19 protein-coding genes are annotated in these 21,143 nt (G+C 67.7%); 13 read left to right on the forward strand and 6 right to left on the reverse strand.

The window, feature by feature from the left end; genetic code table 11:
* Nucleotides 1-106 precede the first annotated feature (106 nt).
* The 4 genes from lysA (at nt 107) to WD430_RS03480 (ending at nt 4,568) form a co-directional block, all read left to right on the forward strand.
* Entirely contained in the window at nt 107-1,483 is a 1,377-nt protein-coding gene (gene lysA, locus WD430_RS03465; protein WP_339104639.1) for a diaminopimelate decarboxylase, read from the forward strand.
* A 4-nt stretch (nt 1,484-1,487) separates the two neighbouring features.
* Entirely contained in the window at nt 1,488-2,318 is an 831-nt protein-coding gene (gene dapF / locus WD430_RS03470) for a diaminopimelate epimerase (protein WP_339104640.1), read from the forward strand.
* Nucleotides 2,315-3,511 carry a M20 family metallopeptidase gene (locus WD430_RS03475; RefSeq protein WP_339104641.1) on the forward strand — a complete coding sequence of 399 codons (1,197 nt, stop codon included), beginning with the start codon at nt 2,315-2,317 and terminating at the stop codon, nt 3,509-3,511. Before dapF ends, WD430_RS03475 begins: the two co-directional genes overlap by 4 nt.
* 124 nt (nt 3,512-3,635) lie before the next feature.
* Nucleotides 3,636-4,568 (forward strand): hypothetical protein, encoded by a 933-nt coding sequence (locus WD430_RS03480; protein WP_339104642.1) that lies wholly within the window; start codon nt 3,636-3,638, stop codon nt 4,566-4,568.
* A gap of 81 nt (nt 4,569-4,649) precedes the next feature.
* Here WD430_RS03480 and WD430_RS03485 read toward each other — a convergent pair whose 3' ends face one another.
* Both WD430_RS03485 and purB read right to left on the reverse strand, forming a co-directional pair.
* Entirely contained in the window at nt 4,650-5,423 is a 774-nt protein-coding gene (locus WD430_RS03485; protein WP_339104643.1) for a CPBP family intramembrane glutamic endopeptidase, read from the reverse strand.
* Nucleotides 5,424-5,493: 70 nt separating this feature from the next.
* Nucleotides 5,494-6,879 (reverse strand): adenylosuccinate lyase, encoded by a 1,386-nt coding sequence (gene purB, locus WD430_RS03490; protein ID WP_339104644.1) that lies wholly within the window; start codon nt 6,877-6,879, stop codon nt 5,494-5,496.
* A 177-nt stretch (nt 6,880-7,056) separates the two neighbouring features.
* On the opposite strand from purB, the gene purH reads away from it, so the two are divergent.
* Both purH and WD430_RS03500 read left to right on the forward strand, forming a co-directional pair.
* Nucleotides 7,057-8,694 (forward strand): bifunctional phosphoribosylaminoimidazolecarboxamide formyltransferase/IMP cyclohydrolase, encoded by a 1,638-nt coding sequence (gene purH, locus WD430_RS03495; protein ID WP_339104645.1) that lies wholly within the window; start codon nt 7,057-7,059, stop codon nt 8,692-8,694.
* Between the two features lie 462 nt (nt 8,695-9,156).
* Entirely contained in the window at nt 9,157-10,005 is an 849-nt protein-coding gene (locus tag WD430_RS03500) for a hypothetical protein (protein WP_339104646.1), read from the forward strand.
* Between the two features lie 215 nt (nt 10,006-10,220).
* Here WD430_RS03500 and cysK read toward each other — a convergent pair whose 3' ends face one another.
* Nucleotides 10,221-11,162 (reverse strand): cysteine synthase A, encoded by a 942-nt coding sequence (gene cysK / locus WD430_RS03505; RefSeq protein ID WP_339104647.1) that lies wholly within the window; start codon nt 11,160-11,162, stop codon nt 10,221-10,223.
* A gap of 130 nt (nt 11,163-11,292) precedes the next feature.
* Between cysK and WD430_RS03510 the strand changes: the two genes are divergently transcribed.
* The 3 genes from WD430_RS03510 (at nt 11,293) to WD430_RS03520 (ending at nt 14,366) form a co-directional block, all read left to right on the forward strand.
* On the forward strand, nt 11,293-12,057 hold the full coding sequence (locus WD430_RS03510) for an SIMPL domain-containing protein (protein WP_339104648.1): 765 nt from the start codon (nt 11,293-11,295) through the stop codon (nt 12,055-12,057).
* A 133-nt stretch (nt 12,058-12,190) separates the two neighbouring features.
* Nucleotides 12,191-13,375, forward strand: coding sequence for an ABC transporter substrate-binding protein (locus WD430_RS03515; protein WP_339104649.1), 1,185 nt, complete (start codon nt 12,191-12,193; stop codon nt 13,373-13,375).
* A gap of 1 nt (nt 13,376) precedes the next feature.
* Nucleotides 13,377-14,366, forward strand: a complete 990-nt coding sequence (locus WD430_RS03520) for an NAD(P)/FAD-dependent oxidoreductase (protein ID WP_339104650.1) — start codon at nt 13,377-13,379, stop codon at nt 14,364-14,366.
* 5 nt (nt 14,367-14,371) lie between these two features.
* Here the strand turns inward: WD430_RS03520 and WD430_RS03525 are convergent, their stop codons facing one another.
* Entirely contained in the window at nt 14,372-14,815 is a 444-nt protein-coding gene (locus tag WD430_RS03525; protein ID WP_339104651.1) for a DUF5518 domain-containing protein, read from the reverse strand.
* 175 nt (nt 14,816-14,990) lie between these two features.
* On the reverse strand, nt 14,991-16,070 hold the full coding sequence (gene carA / locus WD430_RS03530) for a glutamine-hydrolyzing carbamoyl-phosphate synthase small subunit (protein WP_339104652.1): 1,080 nt from the start codon (nt 16,068-16,070) through the stop codon (nt 14,991-14,993).
* A 102-nt stretch (nt 16,071-16,172) separates the two neighbouring features.
* Between carA and WD430_RS03535 the strand changes: the two genes are divergently transcribed.
* The gene (locus WD430_RS03535) at nt 16,173-16,586 is read left to right on the forward strand and encodes an Lrp/AsnC family transcriptional regulator (protein WP_339104653.1); all 414 of its coding nucleotides are present in this window, start codon (nt 16,173-16,175) and stop codon (nt 16,584-16,586) included.
* 577 nt (nt 16,587-17,163) lie between these two features.
* On the opposite strand, the gene WD430_RS03540 is transcribed toward WD430_RS03535, so the two are convergent.
* The gene (locus tag WD430_RS03540; protein WP_339104654.1) at nt 17,164-17,871 is read right to left on the reverse strand and encodes a PHP-associated domain-containing protein; all 708 of its coding nucleotides are present in this window, start codon (nt 17,869-17,871) and stop codon (nt 17,164-17,166) included.
* A gap of 54 nt (nt 17,872-17,925) precedes the next feature.
* Between WD430_RS03540 and WD430_RS03545 the strand changes: the two genes are divergently transcribed.
* The 3 genes from WD430_RS03545 (at nt 17,926) to WD430_RS03555 (ending at nt 21,141) form a co-directional block, all read left to right on the forward strand.
* On the forward strand, nt 17,926-18,876 hold the full coding sequence (locus WD430_RS03545) for a YegS/Rv2252/BmrU family lipid kinase (protein ID WP_339104655.1): 951 nt from the start codon (nt 17,926-17,928) through the stop codon (nt 18,874-18,876).
* 85 nt (nt 18,877-18,961) lie between these two features.
* On the forward strand, nt 18,962-19,522 hold the full coding sequence (locus tag WD430_RS03550; RefSeq protein WP_339104656.1) for an NUDIX domain-containing protein: 561 nt from the start codon (nt 18,962-18,964) through the stop codon (nt 19,520-19,522).
* 245 nt (nt 19,523-19,767) lie between these two features.
* Nucleotides 19,768-21,141: a glycosyltransferase family 4 protein gene (locus WD430_RS03555; protein ID WP_339104657.1), complete on the forward strand. Its 1,374-nt coding sequence runs from the start codon at nt 19,768-19,770 to the stop codon at nt 21,139-21,141.
* Nucleotides 21,142-21,143 lie beyond the last annotated feature (2 nt).

Genomic DNA, 21,143 nt, shown 5'->3' on the forward strand with positions numbered 1-21,143 from the left:
GGAACTCTCGAGCCCACCGCGAAGCCCCCAATCCGTACGTCCAGACGGATACGATCGAGAACTGGAACCCAAACGCTTGAATCCTCGCGGTCACTTGCAAGTGACAATGAGTACCCTCGCGGATTCGCCGGCCGTCCGCCGGCTCGCCGACTGGGACGTGACTCGCCTCGAGTCGCTGGTCGGCGACTACGGCTCGCCGCTGTACGTGCTCGACGTAGAGCGCGTGCGCGAGAACTATCGTCGCCTCGCGGCGGCGTTTCCCGACGCCGAGATCATGTACGCCGTGAAGGCCAACGCCCTCGGAGACGTCCTCGAGGCGCTCCACGAGGAGGGAGCGGGCCTCGAGTGTGCCTCGGCCGGAGAAGTCAAGCGCGCGCTCGCGGCCACCGAGTCGAGCGATAGGAGCGACGCATCCGGCGCTGACGTCCACTACACCGCGGTCAACCCGCCCGCGCGGGATCTGGACTGGGTCGTCGACGCCTGGGAGGAGTACCCCGACCTGACGATCACCGTCGGCGCCGCGGACACGATCGACCGCCTCGAGGAACGGGGCTACGACGGCCGGCTCTGCCTCCGCGTGAACCCCGGTATCGACGCCGGCCACCACGAGAAGGTCAAGACCGGCGCCGCCGCCAAGTTCGGCGTGCCGATCGAGCGCGCCGTCGACGTGCTCGCCGACGCCGCCGATCGGGGCTTCGACGTCGTCGGGATCCACGCCCACGTGGGGTCGGGCGTCTCGAGCGACCAACTGGACGACCACCGGCAGTTCGTCGCGCGGATGGGTGAGCTCGCGCGTGAGGTGAGCGAGGCCCTGGACGGCGACCTCGAGTTCGTCGACGTCGGCGGCGGCTTCGGCGTCCCCTACCGCGAGGACGAGGCGCCGCTCGATCTCGAGGCGGTCGCCGAGGCGACACGCGAGGCGCTCGGCGACGTCGACGCGCGGCTGACGATCGAACCCGGCCGCTACTTCGTCGCCGACGCGGGCGTCCTCCTGACCGCGGTCAACACCGTCAAGGAGGCCCGCGACACCCTCGCGGTCGGCGTCGACGCCGGGATGACGACCCTGCTGCGGCCCGCGATGTACGACGCCTATCACCCGATTCGAAATCTGACGGCGGACATCGACGTCGACTCGAGCGACGAACCCGTCGAATCGGCCGATACCGGTCGCGAAACGGTCCCGCAGACGATCGCCGGCCCGATCTGCGAGAGCGGGGACGTTTTCTGTACGGACCGTCAACTGGTCGCAAGCGAGCGCGGGGACGTCCTCGCGATCGGCAATGCGGGAGCCTACGGCTACGAGATGGCCAGCCAGTACAACTCCCGGCCGCGACCCGCGTCGGTCGTCGTCGACGGCGACGACGTGCGACTCGCCCGGCGACGCGAGACGTTCGACGACGTAACGCGACTCGAGACGAACCGGTCCCGTCCGGCGGACGCGGACCGAGAAGCCCATAACGATGACGACCGCGACACACGATAGCACGATGAGCGTTCCATTCCAGAAGTACCACGGCACCGGCAACGACTTTCTAATCATCCACGCGGACGAGTACGTCCCCGATCGGGGCGCGCTCGCCGAGCGCGAGTGCGACCGCGACGACGGCGTCGGTGCCGACGGCGTCCTCTATCTCGCCTTAGAGGAGCGGTTCCAGCCCCCGCGGGTCATCATGACGCTGGTCCAGCCAGACGGCGCGACGGCCCCGATGTGCGGCAACGGCGCGCGCTGTGCCGCCGACTGGGCCATGCGGAAGACCGGCGCCGACAGCGTCATGATCGACACGCAGTCGGGCACCCTCCGAGCGGACCGAACCGACGAGACGATCACCATCGAGATGGGCACGCCGACGTTCGATCCCGCGGAGGTCCCCGTCAGGGCCGACGAGCCCGTCTTCGAGGAGGAGATCGAGGGCCTCGAGGTGACGATGGTCAACACCGGCGTCCCCCACGCCGTCGCGTTCGTCGACGACGTCGACGAGGTAGACCTCGAGACGATCGCCCCGCCGGTCCGCTACGGCGACGCGTTCCCCGTCGGAACGAACGTCACGCTCGCCAGCCCGGACGGCGCGGGCGGCTTCGACCAGCGGACCTACGAACGCGGCGTGGAGGGCGAGACCGACTCCTGTGGCACCGGCGCGGTCGCCATCGCCGTCGTCGCGCGCCGACTCGGTCGCACTGACGCCGACCCGGTCGACGTCCACCCGCCGGGCGGTGACCTGCAGGTGAGCTTCAACGACCGCGGGAACGCGACCCTGTCCGGCCCCGTCGAACACGAGTTCGACGGCGAGGTGACCGTCCGATCGCCGACTGAACTGTGAGCGGGGACGACGGAGCGATAGCAGCCGAAGACGCCGAATTCGCTGGCTTCGATCCCATCGAGTTCCTCGAGACGGCCGTCCAGCACCCCTCTCACGAGGACGTCGGTCCGATGCGGGCGTTTCTGTGCGAAACGCTCGAGGCCCGCGGCGTCGAGCCCCGCGTCGACGACGGCGGGAACGTGCTCGCGACCCGCGGGGCGGCCGACGCCGAGACCCAGGTCGTGCTGAACACGCACATCGACACCGTCTCGCCGCACGTCCCGTTCGAACGGGACGCGGGCGTTCCCGAGGGAACGGGTGAGACCGAGGTCGACACCGGGAACGGCGAGAGCGACGTAATCCGCGGGCGAGGCTCCTGCGACGCGAAGGGACCGCTCGCCGCGTTGCTCGCGGCCTTCTTCGCCGTCGATCCCACCGAAGGGCATGTCACGCTCGCGATCACGCCGGACGAGGAGGTGCTCTCGACCGGCGCCTACGAACTCGTCTCCGGCGACGAATCGCCGACTCGAGACGCCGACGCCGTGATCGTCGGCGAGCCGACCGATCTGGACGTCTGTACGGCCGCGAAGGGACGCTTTCAGGGAACGATCCATCTGACGGGAGCCAACGCCCACGCCGCCGAACCGGAGACCGGAACCAACGCCGTCGGGGCGCTCGAGCCCGTCCTCGCGGCGATCCGCACCTTCGGCGAGCGCGACGACGCGCCGCCCGAGCATCCCCAACTCGGCGCCGCGACGCTGACCCCGACCGTCGTCGAGGGCGGCGAGGCGACGAACCAGGTGCCGGCCGACTGCGCGCTGACGGTCGACCGCCGCAGCGTTCCGCCCGAGACGGCCGACGAGTTCCACGCCGCGCTGACCGACCAGTTGCGTCGCGCCGTTCCCGAGGACATCGGCGTCGAGTTCCGCTTTACCGACCGACCGACGCCGTTCCTCGAGGCCTGGGACACCGACCCCGACGCAGCGGTCGTCGACGTCCTCGCGGACGCGTCCGGCGGCGCGGTGCGCCCGTTCACCGCCGCGACGGAGGCCTCCTACTTCGCGGCCGACGCGCCGACGGTCGTCTTCGGCCCCGGCGTGCTCGCCGACGACGAGGGCGCGGTCGCCCACGCCCCGCGGGAGTACGTCCGCGTCGACGCCGTGCGGGACGCGGCGCGGGCGCTCGAGGAGACGCTCCGAACGCTCGTCGCATAGCCCGCCTCCTCGTCGCGTAACCCGTCCGTGTGTGCGACCGGGCGCTCGAGCGGACGTTCCGACCGATGGAGCCGATCCGATCGGGCGTTTTTTGTCGATACTTCCACATCTATCCGAGACGTACGTGTCTCCCCTCGCCGTCGCCCCCGAAACCGCGTTCGCTCCGGTGACCCTCCCCGCCGTCGGTCCGGACTCGACGGCTCCGTTCGCCGCCTCAGACCTCGCCGCCTCGAGCGTCGACGCCCCCGTTCCGCGCCCGTTCTGGCTCGCGATCGGCGCGACGGTCGTCGCGGTGCTCGTCGGCGTCGTTCTCCTCACCGCCGCCTCGTCGTTTGCGCGAACGATCAGCGACGACATCGCCGAGCGGCCGGATCGCTCCTTTGCCGTCGGATTCCTCGGCCTGTTCGGACTGCTCGTCGCCGTGACGCTGCCGTTGGTCCTCTCGACGGCGTTCGATCACGCGGTGGTCTCCGCCCTGACGGCGACCGTGGCCGCGCCGGGACTGTTCGTCTGGGGGCTCACCGTGGTCGTCGGCGGCTGTCTCGGAGCCGTCGCGATCGGCGACCGACTCGTCGGACGGCGCAGCGATTCGGCATCGCTCGTTCCGGCGGTCGTCGTCGGCGCCGTCGTCCTCGGTGCGAGTCAACTCGTCCCCGTGTTCGGCGCGCTGGTGGCGATGGGGTTGGCGACGGTCGCAATCGGCGCCGTCGCGAGACGGTGGTTCGACGTCGACGAGCGCCTGTTCGGCGGCGACGCGGCCCGCGGGTCGACCGGGAGGTCGGAAACCGGTCGCTCGAGTGCCGGGCGGGAGACCGAATCGGACCGGGCGCCGTCCGCCGTGGCCTGGAACAGCGGAGACGAACCTGCCGAACCGTCGGCAGACCGCGAGGAACGTTCGTGGCCGGACGGAACGGAGGCCGTCCTCGAACGGGACGGCGATGACGGTGCCGGCCGGGACGAGATCGACATCGTCGGGGACGACGAGAACTGGACCGTCGGTGGCTGGCGGTGGGACGCCGACGCGGACGACGATGGGGGCGGCGACGGGACACAGTAGTCGTTCGCAGCGGGGCTCGAGTCGCAAGTCATCGAAATCACCGACGGGCGACTCGGACCTCTCGGTCGCTGCGGCCCGATCTCAGGCGTACGTCAGGTAGTTCGAGAGGTAGACGATCGCGTTGTAGCAGCCGTGGACCAGCGCCGGGACGAGCAGGCTGCCGGAGAGTTCGTACAGCGTGCCGAGGTAGAGTCCCAGCGCCAGCACCGTGCCGAGACTCACGAGGACGGCGCCGAACTCCTCGCCCATGTAGACGGGGAAGTGGACGGCGGCGAAGACGAGCGCGGACAGGGGGACCGCCAGCGGCGTCGGGAACGACTCGCCGAGTCGCGACTGGACGACCCCGCGGTAGAGCAGTTCCTCCCCGGGACCGGTGAGGAGGAGCGCGATCGGAATGCCGACGAGAAACAGGACCGGACGTCGGCGGTTCTCCTCGATGCTCGAGTGGGTCTCGCCCTCGCCACCGGTGCCGAACGGATCGACGTACTCGACGAGGCCGTGATAGCCGACGACGACGATAAACGCCCCGACCAGTCCGAGGACGATCCACGCCAGATCCCAGATCGTCGGGTTGCGGAGTCGGAGGAACGTGCGGACGAAGTCGCGGTCGAAACCCTCGCGGCGAACGATCAGATACGTCAGCGCGAGACCGCCGGCCCCGACGACGTTGAACGCGACCGACGTGGCGATCTGGGTGATCGCCTCGACCTCGTAGCCGAGCGCGAACACCTGTCCCTGGACGCCCAGCGCCGCGGCGTAGCCGGTCAGCCAGCCGCCGAACGCGAGGCCGAGACAGAGGACGACGACGCGGACGCGCGCCGGAACCGTTCCGACGATCGATCGACTCGAGGACACGGTCGATCCTACCCACTACGGATAGAAATAGGTACTGACACGTCGGGTGGCCCCCGTCGGGCGATCCTCGTTACTCGAGGTCGTCGACCAGTTCGTCGGCGACGCCGACGTAGTCCGTCGGCGTCAGGGCCAGCAGTTCCTCGCGGACGTCCTCGTCGACGTCGAGGTCGTCGAACAGCTCGCGGAAGTCCTCGATCGAGACGTCCTTACCCCGGGTCACGGCCTTGACGCGCTCGTAGGCGTCCTCCTGGCCCTCCCGGCGGAGGATCGTCTGGACCGCTTCGCCGATGATCTCGGGGGTCGACTCGAGCTCCTCGCGCATCACCCGCTCGGTGGGGACGACCTTCTCGAGGCCGGCGGCGGTCTTGGTGTAGCCGATCAGGCAGTGGGCGAAGGCGGCGCCGATGTTGCGCTTGACCGTCGAGTCCGAGAGGTCACGCTGGAGTCGCGAGGTGGTGACGTAGTCGGCGAGGAAGGTCAGGTCCGAGTTGGCCTTCGAGAGGTTGCCCTCGCTGTTCTCGAAGTCGATCGGGTTGACCTTGTGGGGCATCGTCGAGGAGCCCGTCTCGCCCTCGACGGCCTCCTGGCCGAGATAGCGGTCGGAGACGTAGAGCCAGACGTCCAGATCGAGGTCGAGGATGACGTCGTTGGCTCCGCGGAAGGCGTCGAAGAGGGTCGCGAGGTCGTCACACGGGTTGACCTGCGTCGTGAGGGGTTCGAACTCGAGCCCCAGCCCCGTGACGAAGTCCCGGGCGAACGCCGGCCAGTCGACGTCGGGGTAGGCCGCGTGGTGGGCCGCGTAGGTTCCGGACGCGCCGCCGAGTTTCCCCCGCAGGTCGTCGGTCGCCCGTCGGATGCGACCCGTCGCGCGGGCCAGTCGAGAGGCGTAGACGGCCATCTCCTTGCCGAAGGTGGTCGGCGTCGCGGGCTGGCCGTGGGTGCGGGCCAGCATCGGGACGGCCCGGTGTTCCCGCGCCATCTCCGCCACCGTGTCGCGGACGTCGTACAGTTCGGGCAGGAGCACCTCGTCGACGGCGTCCCGGACGAGCAGCCGATGGGCGAGGTTGTTCACGTCCTCGCTGGTCAGCCCGAAGTGGATCCACGCCGAGGCGTCGCTGTCGGCGGGGAGTTCGTGGCGGACGAAGTACTCGACGGCCTTGACATCGTGGTTGGTCGCCTCGAACTCGTCGTGGCCCTCGGTCTCGAGTTTCTTGATCAGACGGGCGTCCTCCTCGGCGAAGTGCTTGTAGAGACCCCGGAGGTGTTCGCGCTCCTCGAGGTCGAACTCCAGCGGCGTCGCCTCCAGATCGGCCAGCGCGATGAGGTACTCGACTTCGACGCGAACCCGCGCTCGCATGAGCGCGGCCTCGCTGGCGTAGGGCGACAGCGGTGCGGTCCGGCTGCTGTACCGACCGTCCAGTGGCGAGACGGCGTACAGGGCGTCGGTGTCGGTCATAGTAGTCCGTCCGCAACCATCGCGAAAAAGGGTATCGAAACCGCGACCCGCTCGGGGCCACGAGCGTGTATATCTCGGCGATCCGATACGGTAATATCGGGATAAGTATACACAACTATGCATACTCGAGGGATCGAGACCGCAACCACTTTGCCGTTCGCGGGCGCCACTCCGACCATGACGCGAATCGCCGGGATGGCCGGCAACCGAGGGCGCAACCTGTTGAACATCGCCGATCGCAACCCGGGCGGGGCCGAACTGGCCGTCGTCCTCACGAACGACGCGGACGCACCGGTGCTCGAGGCCGCCGCCGAGCGCGGGATCCCGACCGAGGTCGTGCCGCTCGAGGACGACATGAGTCGGAGCGAGCACGAGGAGGCCGTCCTCGATGCGCTGAGCGAGCACGAGTTCGACCTCGTCTGCCTGGACGGCTACATGCGCATCCTCTCGGACACCTTCCTCTCCGAGGCGCCGACGACGCTGAACGTCCACCCCGCGCTCCTGCCCGCGTTCCCCGGGATAGACGCCTGGGGTGACGCGCTCGAGGCCGACGTCTCCGTCACGGGGTGTACGGTCCACGTCGTCACGGACGCGACCGACGAGGACGGCGACGTCGTCGAGGACGAGGTCGACGCCGGCCCGATCGTCACCCAGGAGCCGATCCCGGTCTACGAGGGCGACGACGAGGAGACGCTCAAGGAGCGGGTCCTCTACGAGGGCGAGTTCCGCGCGTACCCGCGTGCAGTGAAGTGGTTCGCCGAGGACGCCGTGGACGTGGACCTCGAGGCGGGCGAGGTCACCGTCGAGAGCGACGTGGCGGGAGTCGAGGACGCCGATCACGATGGTCTTCCGAGTCGACGCATCGTCTCGAACGACCGCGCCGACACCCTTCGCTACGGGGAGAATCCCCATCAGGATGCCGCGGTGTACACCGACTACACCACCGACGAGGCCAGCGTCGTCCACGCCGACCAGCTCAACGAGGGCGCGAAGGCCCTCTCGTACAACAATTACAACGACGCCGACGGCGCGCTGAACCTCATCAAGGAGTTCGACGAACCCGCCGCCGCGGTGATCAAGCACACCAACCCGGCCGGCTGTGCGACCGCCGACTCGCTGGCCGAGGCCTACGAGAAGGCCCTCTCGACGGACCCGATGAGCGCCTTCGGCGGCATCGTCGCGCTGAATCGCGAGTGCGACGCCGCGACGGCCGAGCAGATCATCGACTCGTTCAAGGAGGTCGTCGTCGCGCCCGGCTACACCGACGACGCCCTCGAGACCCTCTTCGAGAAGGACAACCTGCGCGTGCTGGACGTCGGCGAACTCGGTGAACGGACGGAGCGCTTCACCGAAAAGCCCCTCGTGGGCGGCCGCCTCGTGCAGGAACGGGACCTGCAGTCGATCTCGGTCGACGACCTCGAGGTCGTCACCGAGCGCGAGCCCACGGAGGAAGAGCTCGAGACGATGGTCTTCGCGTGGCAGACCCTCAAACACGTCAAGTCCAACGGGATTCTCTTCGCGGACGGCACCGAGACGGTCGGCATCGGCATGGGCCAGGTCTCCCGCGTCGACGCGGTCCGACTCGCGGCGATGAAGGCCGACGAGCACGCCGAGGGGAAGGACGCCGAGGGCGCGGTCATGGCCTCGGACGCCTTCTTCCCGTTCCCGGACGGCATCGAGGAGGCCGCCGAGGCGGGCATCGAGGCGGTCGTCCAGCCCGGCGGGTCGGTCAACGACGACGACGTGATCGAGGCCGCGGACGAACACGGGATCGCGATGGCGTTCACGGGCCAGCGGTCTTTCAGACACGACTGAGCGAGAGCGGCGCGCCACTCGCCTCTCGTCGCACCCTCTCGGTCCGTCAGGAGCGCACGACGCACCGAATGAGGATTTCTCGACGCTACTCGATGGCTGATATTCGTTGCTGCGAATTGCTATACATATACGTGGCCGTGAATTACATAATGTCTGAAAATAGTTGGAGCGTGTATGTATAGGAGAACGGCACTCACAGCGGCAGTTTCGCTGATAGCGGTGTCTGCTGGCTGTACCGGTAGCGAAGACGAGCAACCGAGCGATTCGGAACCGGGGGACTCCGACGGTAACCAGACAGACGGAGCTGAGAGCGTCAACGAGACTGAGGAAGAACTAACGCTCGAGACGTTCGAGTATCCGGAAGCGGTCAACCAAGACGGATTCCGGCGGAATCTGGCCTCCGTCCATGCCGACCGGCTGGATGAGGCTGGATCGTTTCAGTTGACTCGAGAGAGGGAGGAAATGAGGGGACGGCATGACTCAGAGAACGAAGCGACAACGACCGTCGACGGGGACACCCTCCACCTCACATACGACGAAGACGGATTTCTGAGCACGGACGTGTGGTTCGACGCCGAGACAGACGGACCCACTGCTCTCGTCCGTAGTTCGAACGGTTCCGAAGAACGGTATCGGAGAGAGGACCGACCTCAGCTGAGAGAGAACGCCGACGCCGCCGATACGCTCGGTGCGCTGATCGACGCCGCGATGTTCGAAGCGACGGAACTCGACGAGCGCGACGACACGCCGGTCATCGTCTTCGAATCGGTCGACGTGATCGACGCGAGCGCGCTCGAGAGCGTTCAGCGTATGGACCGATACGACGATCTCGAGGCGTCAATCGCTGTCTCAGAAGCGGGGGTAGTCGGCTATCAGTACGAACTGGAAGGCGAGCGGTTCGACGAGCCGATGATCGTGACCGAATCGGCGACGTTCGAGGACGTCGGCGAAGCGACTCTCGAGGAACCCGACTGGGTCGACGAGGGCCGAGAGCGCGCACTCGAACTGTCGATCGAACCGGCCGCGGACGAGTCGTCGTTCATCGTGACGGTCGAACGCGGGGAGCCAATTCCGTCGGGTGCACAGATCAACTTCTTCGCCGGCACTCATCTCCGCGGTGAACTCGACGGGGAGATCACGCGAGAGGACACGCTCTACCTGTACAATGACGGGGGACAACTCGGAACGTCAATCAATAGCGAACCGAACAGCGGTTCGGAGCTCCAGACCGACTTCGCTGATCTCGGTATCAGAACGGAAAGCGGACTCATCGTGTATGAAGGGAAGTACGACGCGTACACCGAGGAATAACCGGTCGATCGATCGTCCGACCTGAGGGCGTCGATCGCGTGTCGCAGACCGGAAACCGGATCGACGAAGAACCGACGAGACGCGACCGAACGCGATACCAAGCAGTACGTAGCGAACGCCGATTCGAACGCCGTGAGTACAGGAACTGACCGGTTCCGATCCGTATTCACGTTGAAGGTCGGACGAGTGAAAGTCGTCGGCAACGGCAGTCCGAACTAGTCCCGTTCGTAGAGATCGGTCGAGAGGTACCGTTCCCCGGTGTCGGGGAGGACGGCGACGACCAGTTCGTCGGGGTGTTCGGCCGCGTAGTCGGCCGCGGCCGCCAGCGCCGCGCCCGCAGAGATACCGACCAGGACCCCTTCTGTGCGACCCAGTTTCCGGGACGCTTCCTTCGCTGCGTCCCCCTCGACTGACCGCACCTCGTCGACCAGTTCGGTTCGGAGGATGTCGGGCACGAAGCCGGGACCGATCCCCTGAATGTCGTGGCCGTCGCTGCTCAACTCCGAGAGGGTCGGCGACGCGGCCGGTTCGACGGCGACCGACGTGAGGTCGGTCTTCCCCCGCTCCTCCTTGATGTACTCGGAGACGCCTGTGATCGTCCCTCCGGTGCCGACGCCCGCGACGACCGCGTCGACCGCGCCGTCCGTCGCGTCCCAGATCTCGGGCCCGGTCGTCTCCCGGTGGGCCGCCGGGTTCGCCTCGTTCTCGAACTGGCGGGCCATGATCGCGTCCTCGCGCTCGGCGACGAGCTCCTCGGCGCGCTCGTTCGCGCCGCCCATCCCGTCCTCGGCGGGCGTCAACTCGAGGTCGGCGCCCAACGCCTTCAGGAGCTGGCGGCGCTCGGTCGACATCGAGGACGGCATCGTCAGCACGCAGTCGTAGCCGCGGGCGGCACAGACCGCGGCCAGCCCGATGCCGGTGTTGCCGCTGGTCGATTCGACGACGGTGTCGCCGGGCTCGAGCGCGCCCGCCCGCTCGGCGGCGTCGACGATCGCCCGCGCGATCCGATCCTTGACCGAGTAGGGGTTGTGCGCCTCGAGCTTTCCGAAGCAGTTGTCGGCGAACGCGTCCAGTCGCAACAGCGGCGTTCGACCGATCAGTTCGTCGACGGTCTCGGCGGCGTCGATCTCGGCCGCGGTCTCGAGTGATGGTCCCATCAGTTCAGACACTCGCGACGACCCCACTACCAGTTGCCCCGAACGGATTCGGGTCGTGCGGACGCTCGCGGTTCGGCGGACCGTTCGAGCACGGGCGGGGCTTTTTTCCGCCGCTCGTCGTCCGTCAGCTATGGATCGACGACAGTTCCTCGCGGCCTCAAGCCTCGGAACCGCGGCGGCGATCGCGGGCTGTATCGGAGGCGGTCGGAGTGACACCGACGCCGGGACCGATGCCGACGCGCGGACCGAATCGGCCGCCGACGAGCGCGAGCGCGCGGACCGCGGCGAGATCACGGTCAGTGCCAGCGGCGACGTCGAGGCGGACCCGGATCGGGCGGTCGTGACCGTGGGCGTACAGGCGAGCGGCGAGAGCGCCGACGCCGTGACCGACGAGCTGGCGACGGGGGCCGACGGGCTTCGCGACACGTTCGACGACCTCGGCATCCCTTCGGAGAACGTCGAGGAGGGGCAGTACCGAGTGCACCCGGTACACGATCGGGACGCCGAGGGGTTCGAGGGTACGCACTCCTTCGAGGTGACGGTCACCGACGTCGGCCGCGTCGGCGAGGTCATCGACGCGGCGATCGAGGCCGGCGCCGACGACGTCGGGCGAGTGCGCTTCGCGCTGCAAGAGGAGACGCGAGCGACGCTGCGACGGGAGGCGATCGACGCCGCGCTGGCCACCGCCGACGAAGAGGCGGCCCACATCGCCGACGACCGGAACGTCGAACTCGAGGGGACGACGGCCGTCACGACCGGTGATGTTCGAGTTCAGCCGGTCGAAGAGAGTCTCTCGAGCGCAGACGCGGCGGCGGACGCGCCGCCGACGGAGATCGAAGCCGATCCCGTCGGCGTGAGCGCCAGCGTGACGGTCACGTACGCGTTCGCCACCTGATCATGCACGCGTTCGCCGCCTGATCACGCACGCGCTCGCCGCGTGACCGCGGTCGACCGAGCACCGTCGACGCAGTGGTTTCAGCCGGCCAAAAACCGAACGACTTTTGATTTGTTAGGCGAGCCTAAATCGTATGAGATCGATACGGCGGCTCGACCAAAGCCGACGGGAGTTCGTGGCGACGGGAATCGCGGCCGGGAGCGCGGCAATGGCCGGGTGCATCACCGGTGGTGATGTCGGCGACTCGGAGGACGGCTCCGACTCGTACACGGTAACGATGGCGCCGATGGGGGAAATGGAGTTCGATTCCGTCCCCGAGGACGCCTTCGTCACCTTCACGCAGTACGCGGACATGGCGGTCGCGCTCGGCCACGGCGACGCGGTGAACACGCTGTTCTCGCCGGAGATGTCGGGACCGACGATGAACGGGTTCTACGACCGGCTCGAGGGCGTTTCCTTCGACTGGGAGGGCCTGGAGAACCCGCTCTCGGACACCGTGACGGAAGAGCAACTCGTCAGTGCCGACAACGACGTGCACTTCCTCGATCCGTCGTACCTGCTGACGAACCAGGACAATCTCGATCAGTCCCAGATCGAACGAATCGCCGAGACGGTCGGTCCGTGGGTCGGAAGCTACCACAGCGGGGTCCACACCGAGCCGGCGAAGGCCTACGCCGACAGCTACGAGTACTACACGCTCTGGGAACTCTTCGAGAAGATCGCGGCCGTCTTTCAGGAGCGGGACCGCTACGAGGCCCTCGCCGAGATCGCCGACGGGGTTCACTCGGAGATCGAGGAGAACCTGCCGCCCGAGAGCGAGCGGCCGACCGTCGCGCGGGCCACGTACGATTGGAACAACGACGCGTTCTACACCTACCACCTCAACACGGACGGCTTCTGGCACGCGGATACGCGCCCGCTGGCCGCCCGCGACGCCTTCGCCGACCGGGAGTGGTCGGGCGACTGGGGGAACTACAGCTACGAGACGATGCTCGAGGTCGATCCGGACGTCCTCATCCACCTCTGGGGGATCACGTCGCAGTACCCCATCGGCGACGCCCGGACTGCCCTCGAGGAACACTCCGTGGGCAGCGAACTGCAGGCGGTGCGAAACGACCGCGTCGTCGCCGGCGGCATGCGCTACCAGGGACCGATCATGAACCTCTTCCAGCTCGAGATGACGGCCAAGCAGCTCTACCCCGAGCAGTTCGGCGAGTGGCCAGGCTTCGAACCCGGCGAGTCGTACCCGGACATTCCGGCGGACGAACGGCTGTTCGACCGCGACCGCGTCGCCGAGATCATCACCGACGGAGCGTGAGATGATCGGCGAGGCTCCCAGCGGCGACGGTGGCGCCGACCAACCGTTCGACGCCGACGTCGCCGTCGTCGGCGGCGGCCCCGCCGGCTGCTCGGCCGGCGTCTTCACCGCGCGGTACGGCCTCGAGACGGTCGTCTTCGACCGCGGTCCCTCCTCGCTGCGCCGGTGTGCCTGCCTCGAGAACTACCTCGGCTTCCCCTGCGGGATCGACGTCGAGCGGTTCCTCGAGTTGGCACAGACTCACGCCGAGGAGGCGGGGTGTCGCCTCCGGGAGGGACTCGTGGAATCGGTCGTCGCGCTCGAAGAATGCGAAAATGGCGAGAGCGGAGGGTTCCGACTCGAGACACAGGACGACGGGACGATGACGGCCCGGTTCGTGATCGCGGCGACGAAGTACGACGGCGAGTACCTCCGCGGACTGGACGACGACGAGGCGCTGTTTATCACTGAGGAGAAAAACGGCGAGCAGGTCGAGCGGTTCGACCGCAACTATCCGGACACCGAGGGTCGAACGTCGGTCGACGGACTCTACGTCGCCGGCCCGCTGGCCGGCTGCGGCGATCAGGCGATCATCGCGGCGGGCCACGGCGCGACGGTCGCTCGAGCGCTGCTCCGGGACCTTCGCCGAGCGGACGGCTACTGGGGTCGCTTTGCGGAGCGGTACGACTGGCGTCGGTACCTCGAGAACCGACAGGAGGAGTGGGCCGATCCGGAACGCTGGGTGGAACTCTTCGCGGCCGAGGCGCCCGACGGACTCGAGGCGGACGAGGTCCGGCGGCTCGCCGAGGCGTACGCCGACGAGCGCGACGACACCTATCTCGACGACGAGACCGCGACGCGGCGGGCCGAACGGGGCCAGCGGCAGCTGGCGGATGCGCTCGACGACGAGGTCCTCCTCGAGGCCGTCGACGACGCGGCGATCCTCGAGCGGGCCGAGCGACTCGAGGGCGCCGAATCACTGACGGATGACGACGACCGCCCCGACAGCTGACCGCCTCACCCTGCGGCGACGGACGGCCCGTCCCGGTCGAGTTTTCCGCGCAACCAGCCACCGATTCTCGCACCGATCGTCCCAGCGAGGGCAGCGAGCGCGATGATGCCGGCGACGCCCACGACTGCGACGGCGGACTGGAGCAACCGCGACGGTGCCGACCCTCTGAGTTCGACGTGGATGAACCACAGCAGATCGACCAGCAGCCAGGCCGTCGGCAGCGCACCGACGAGGCCGGCCCGAACGCCGACTCGGGTCCGCTCGGCCGCCGATCCCTCGAACCAATAGCCCGCGAGAAGTCCGCCGAGACCGATCGGCCAGAGACCGATTTCGCTTCCCGTTTGCCAGTAGGAGAGCGTCGTCAACGGGACCGCGACGAGACCGCCGACGATCGCGTACCGCCAGCGCTCGTTCGCTAGCAGGGACCGGAAGCGGCGATCGAGAGTCATACTCGAAGATTCTGTTAGCTATGGCATAAATATATCTAGATGACACGAGAACGGGGCGACCGTGCACAATCGATCGACGCGGCCCGGTCGACCTGGCCTCGTCCGCGGCGAGCCGATCCAGTCGCTACGTGGCGATGCGGTTCGAACGGCAGAAAACGAAACTCGCGTCCGCCGATCAGTCGTCGGCGGGAACCGCCTGCGTGTCCGCTCGCTCGGAAGCCATCGCGAGCACGTCGTCGAAGAAGTCCAGCGTGTCCTCGGGGCCGGGGTTGGCTTCGGGGTGGTACTGACGGGTGATGACGTCGTACTCGATGCCGTCGATCCCCTCGGGCGTGTCGTCGTTGACGTTGATCTGGGTGACCTCGAGGTGCTCACCCGGCTCGGCGACCGTGTAGCCGTGGTTCTGAGTGGTCATGACGACCTGACCGGACTCGAGGTCGAGGACGGGCTGGTTGACGCCGCGGTGGCCGAAGTCCATCTTCTCGGTGGTGCCGCCCAGCGCCTCGGCGACGATCTGCTGGCCGAGACAGATGCCGGCGACGGGCGTGTCCTCGACGAACTCCTCGACGAGCGTGATCGCCTGTTCGAAGTTGACCGGATCGCCGGGACCGTTCGAGATGAACAGCACGTCGGGGTCGACGGCCGCGACGTCGTCGACGCTCGCGTCGTGGGGGAGCACGTGGACCTCGGCGTCGCGGGCGAGCAGCGAGTCGACGATCGAGCCCTTCGCGCCGCAGTCGACCAGCGCGACGGTCTCGCCGTCGTTGTCGGCGCCGTAGACTTCAGTCTCGTCGACGCTGACCTGTTGGCCGATCTCGGTGTGCTCGCTCATCCCCTTGCACTGCTCGAGTTGCTCCTTAGCGTCTTCCTCGGTGACGTCCTCGCCGACGGCGATGCCACACTTCATGGCGCCGCCGTCGCGGATGGTGGTGACGACCTCTCGCGTGTCGAGGTGGTCGACCGCCGGGACGCCCTCGCTCGCGAGCCACTCGGCGACGTCCTCGGTGAACTCCTTGGCGAGCGCGGCGCGGGGGTGGACGCGGTCGTCCTCGAACCGCTCCTCGCGGACGCCGTAGTTTCCGATCAATGGGTACGAGAAGGTCAGGACCTGCTCCTCGTAGGAGGGGTCGGTCAGACTCTCTTCGTATCCCGTGTACGCTGTCGTGAAAACGAGTTCCCCGCGAGCCGTGCCCGGAGCGCGACCACGTCCCTCGAGTACGCGGCCGTCTTCCAGTGCGACGTAGGCTTCCGTCATTACGATCTACGTATCGGATGCACCATCATAAGTGTTGTCTTCGAAGCTCAGTTACGATTTTCGTAATCGGTAAGTGCGGGTCACGCGTAGCCACGCATCTCCATGGACGATCTGGACCGACAGATTCTCGATATCCTCCGGCGGGACTCGCGGACGCCGTACACCGAGATCGCCGACGAGGTCGGGACGAGCGAGGGGACCGTCCGCAACCGCGTCGAGCGGATGATGGACGAGGACGTCATCGAGCGATTCACGATCTCGACCCGGACGGGCAACGTCCAGGCGATGATCGAGCTCAGCGTCGCGGTCGACGTCGACACCAAGGCCGTCTCCGAACGGATCGCCGAGTGGGACGAGGTGGACTTCGTCTGGATGGTCTCGGGCGAACAGGACGTCGTGCTCGTCGTCGACGCCGCGGACACGCGCGGGGTCAACGATCTGATCACGAAGGCCCGAGATCAGGAGGAGGTCGTGAGCACGAAAACGCGGCTAATTCTGGACGAAGAACTCGGCTAAGCTAGATCGCCTCCACGACCGTAAGCGCTGACAAAACGAGCAATCACGGTGGCGCGCGCTGTTGATCGGCCAGAGCGAATACGAGGGCCGATCGACGACATCGTGCGAGGGATGAGTGAGCGAGCCTGCGAGCGACGCGAGGCGCAAAGCGCCTCGGGATAGCGAACGGGGAGGAACGACCCGTGAGCGAACGAATCGGTTGGGGAGGATGTGGCGATTCCTTGCCGCCAGCACGAGTGAACCGCTTATCTTCCAGGTATCTTGATGTTCCTACTTCGCCGAATTGGCCTCAAAGAACGCTCCTGCGAGCGATATCTCTGTGGACCAACCGTCCCCGAGTACCTCTGGGAAGCGACTGCTTCGACGGTACCGAGAAGACGAGTCGCGACCCTCTTATCTTGACAACAGGGAGTAACCACTGCCTCCCCAGCCGATTCGTTCGCTCGCAGGCTCGCTCACTCATCCCTCGCGCGGCTTCGCATCGAGGTTCGCTGTTCGCTCACCACGATACGGCGCGCGCCACCGCAGAATTTCCCTGTTCGTCACTTGCTCCGGCAGGGAGACGCTTCATCTCCGATCAGTCCTCTCCCGGCGGCGGGCCGACGCCGGGCGTCGGCCGCTCGATCGCGTCGATCACGTGCTTGCGGCGGTGGATCGCCCGATAGCCCCGGCGCAGCAGTCGGTCCAGCAGCGACTCGGAGACGCGCGCGCTCACGCGACCGTCGCGGATCGCGTCGACGATCGACTCGGGCGTGAGCTCGTCGGCCTCGACGACCGTGTACGCCCGCCCCACCTCGAAGGGATAGTGAGCGTCGCTACCGCCGACCAGCGGGAGATCGCGCTCTTCGGCCAGTTGCTCAACGAGCGGCCGCGAGCGCGGGTGTTTGCCGTTGACCTCGATCGCGTCGAAGGGGATGTCCTCGAGTTCTCGCACCGTGCTGTTCCGGAAGGGGTGGGCGACGATCGCGGCGCAGTCCCGGTCGTGGGCCAGCGCGACCGCCTCCTCGGGGGAGAGCGCGCCGGGTTTCGTCGCGGCGGGCGGGTCGGGGCCGACGACGAGGACGTGGCCGCGGTCGGTCGTGATCTCGATCCCCGGCAGCGTCTGCGCGCCGCCGGGCGGCTCGAGCGGCGTGTAGTAGTCGTGGTTGGTCGTCGCGACGCCCGCGAGGCCGCGGCGGTCGGCGGCCCGGGCGAGCAGTCGGACGCCAAGCGGGTCGAACCGGTCGCCGAGGCGTCGCCGACCGTGGAAGAATCGCGTGTGCGCGTGGAGGTCGACCGAGTACATACTGGGGCAAACGCCGGGCAGACCCTTTTGCGTGCGGCCGGCATGTCCTGCAGTATGGGATCCGACGGTGCGAGCGACCGCGTTCTCGTTCTCAATCCCGTCAGCGGCAGCGGGGATCACGTCGACGACGTCGTGGAACTGGCGACCGCTCACGGTTTCGAGATTCGAAAGACCGAGAAAGGCGGCGACGCGAAGCGGTTCGCCCGCGAGGCCGCTCCCGACGCCGACCTCGTCGCCGCGGCCGGCGGCGACGGGACGGTCAACGCCGTCGCCAACGGCGTCGCGGCGGCGGACGCCCTCGAGTCGACGACCGTCGCGGTCGTCCCCGCGGGGACGGGGAACAACTTCGCGGCCAATATCGGCGTCGAGAGCATCGAGCACGCCTTCGAGGTGATCGAGGACGGCCGCCGTCGGCGGATCGACCTCGGGATCGCGAACGATCGCGTCTTCGCCAACTCCTGTGTCGGCGGGATCACCGCCGCGGCGAGCGGCGAGACCTCCTCGGAGAGCAAGGCAGAGCTCGGCGTGCTCGCGTACGTGAAGAACACGATCGAGACGGTCGGCGAGTTCGACTCGCTCCCGCTGCGGGTGAAGACGGCCGCGGGACCGAACGGCGAGCGAGCGCGGGCCTGGGAGGGCGAGGCCCTGTTCGTTCTCATCGGGAACTGCCGGCGGTTCACCGGCGCGCGGACCGCACAGGCCGACGTCGAAGACGGCCTGCTCGAGGTCACGATCGTCGAAGATACCGCGGCCATGAATCTGCTCAGCGGTGCGGCCCGCGAGGGGCTGTTCGACGGCGACAGCGACTGTATCATCACCCGGCGGACGCCGGCGCTCGAGATCGAGAGCCGCCGAGACGCGGTCGAGTACAGTCTGGACGGCGAGATGCTCGAGACCGAACACCTCGCCCTCGAGACTGAGCCGAACGCGCTCGAGATCGCCGTCGGAAGCGAGTATCGGGTCGACCCGGACGACGAGGAGGCGGCGGACGACGGACTCGTCTGACGCGCGTGACGGGCTCGACGCCGAGCGGGTTCCTCCCGGACGACGAGACGATACTGGTTTCAAGACCCTCTGCGATTGTGGTGATATGAGCACGCCACGGGACGAGCTGTCCCACGAGAACGCCGAACAGGACGTGATCGCCGTCGACGCCGACGACAACGAACTCGACCTCGTCAACCGACTCGAGGCCCACACCGGTGACGGGATTCGCCACCGGGCGTTCACGTCGCTGGTCTTCGACGGCGAGGGGAACATCCTGCTGGCCCAGCGCGCCCCCGACAAGCGTCTCTGGGGGACCTACTGGGACGGAACCGTCGCCTCCCACCCCGTCGAAGGACAGAGCCAGGAGGAGGCGACGCGCCAGCGACTCGAGGAGGAACTGGGGATCTCCCCCGACCAGTACGGCGACCTGCGGCTGACCGACCGCTTCGAGTACAAGCGCTACTTCGAGAACGCGGGCGTCGAACACGAGGTCTGTGCCGTCTTGCAACTGACGCTGTCCGACCGCGACCTCGACCCCAACGAGGAGGAGGTCGCCGGCCTGATGTGGGTTCCCTACGAGCGACTCCACTCGAACCCGGAGTGGTACCGCCAGCTCCGCCTCTGTCCCTGGTTCGAGATCGCGATGCGGCGAGACGTCCAGTAACCCTCCGGATCGTCGTTCGATTCTCGGTTTTCAGACACTTCGGCCGAACAGTCCGGTCCGAGCCCCGTCGGGACCGATATTTCGAACAGCGCCGTATCGGGCCTCTCGAGGCCCTATGTCCAACGATCCTCGCGAACGAGAACCGGCGCCCTGGACGGTCGTCTCTCGCGACCGGACACCGTCTAGAAACAGTACACTAGCGGGAGGTTTATTAGTGAGTGCCCACACATGAAGGATAGACTGCGATGGTCAGTGATACGTTCAGGCGTCTTCTCCGGGGGAGCGTCCTCACCTCGTCCGCGTCGGCAGGGGGGTCGACCGCTACGGAAGCGACAGCGGAGACCGGGCCGACGCCCGGATCGGCGCGACTCGAGGGCGAACCGCTGGATATCTGTCTGTTGAGCTACCGATCGAACCCCTACTCCGGCGGCCAGGGCGTCTACGTGAAGTACCTGAGCCGGGCGCTGACCGACCTCGGCCACTCTGTCGACGTGATTTCGGGGAAGCCCTACCCCGAACTCGACGACGACGTCGGGCTGGTGAAGCTGCCCGGCGAGAACGTCGTCGACGAACTCGACCGACTCGGCCAGTTCGAACCCGCCTACCTCCGCGATCCGCTGGCGATGTACGAGTGGCTGAGCGCGCTCACCGGCGGCTTTCCCGACCCCTACGCCTTCGGCCGCCGCGTGGTCGACTACTTCGAGGAACGGCGACCCGAGTACGACGTGATCCACGACAACCAGTCGCTGTGTTACGGCCTCCGGACGCTGCACGAACGGGGCCACCCCGTCGTGGCGACGGTCCACCACCCGATCACCGTCGACCGCGACGTCGCCCTCGCCGCGGCCGACGGCTGGGGCGAGCGGCTGCTGATCCGCCGCTGGTACCGATTCCTCCGGATGCAACGCGAGGTCGTTCGCGAGCTCCCCCACGTGCTGACCGTCTCCGAATCGGCCAAGCGCCGCACCGTCGCCGACTTCGGCGCCGATCCCGACGCGCTCCGCGTCGTCCACAACGGGATCGACACCGACCTGTTCGAACCCGTCGACCGCGAGCACGACCGCCCGCGCGTGATGACGACCGTCAGCGCCGACGTCCCGCTGAAGGGCGCCCGCTATCTGCTCGAGGCCTTCGCGGACGTTCGCGAGACCGTCGACGCCGAACTCGTCGTCGTCGGCGAGTTCGACGAGGGCGGCGACTGCGACCGGCTGATCTCGGAGTTGGGAATCGAGGACGCCGTCGAGACCCACAGCGAGATCAGCTACGATCGAATGGTCGAACTCTACGGCACCGCCGACGTCGCCGTCGTCCCTTCGCTGTACGAGGGCTTCGGCCTCCCCGCGGGCGAGGCGATGGCCTGTGGCGTCCCCGTCGTCGCCACCACCGGCGGCGCCTTGCCCGAGGTGGTCGGCGACGCCGGCGTCCTCGTCGACCCCGGCGACGCCGCGGCGATGGCCGACGCGATCCGCGGCCTGCTCGCGGACGACGACCGGCGCCGCCGGCTAGGCGAGCGGGCCCGTGATCGAATCGTCGAGGAGTTCGACTGGGAGCGGGCCGCCCGCGAGACCGTCCGCACGTACCGAACCGCGATCGAGGCCCGACGGAACCGGGAGGCCTGACC

This window comes from Haloterrigena sp. KLK7 (genome assembly GCF_037914945.1).
Classification (GTDB): domain Archaea; phylum Halobacteriota; class Halobacteria; order Halobacteriales; family Natrialbaceae; genus Haloterrigena; species Haloterrigena salinisoli.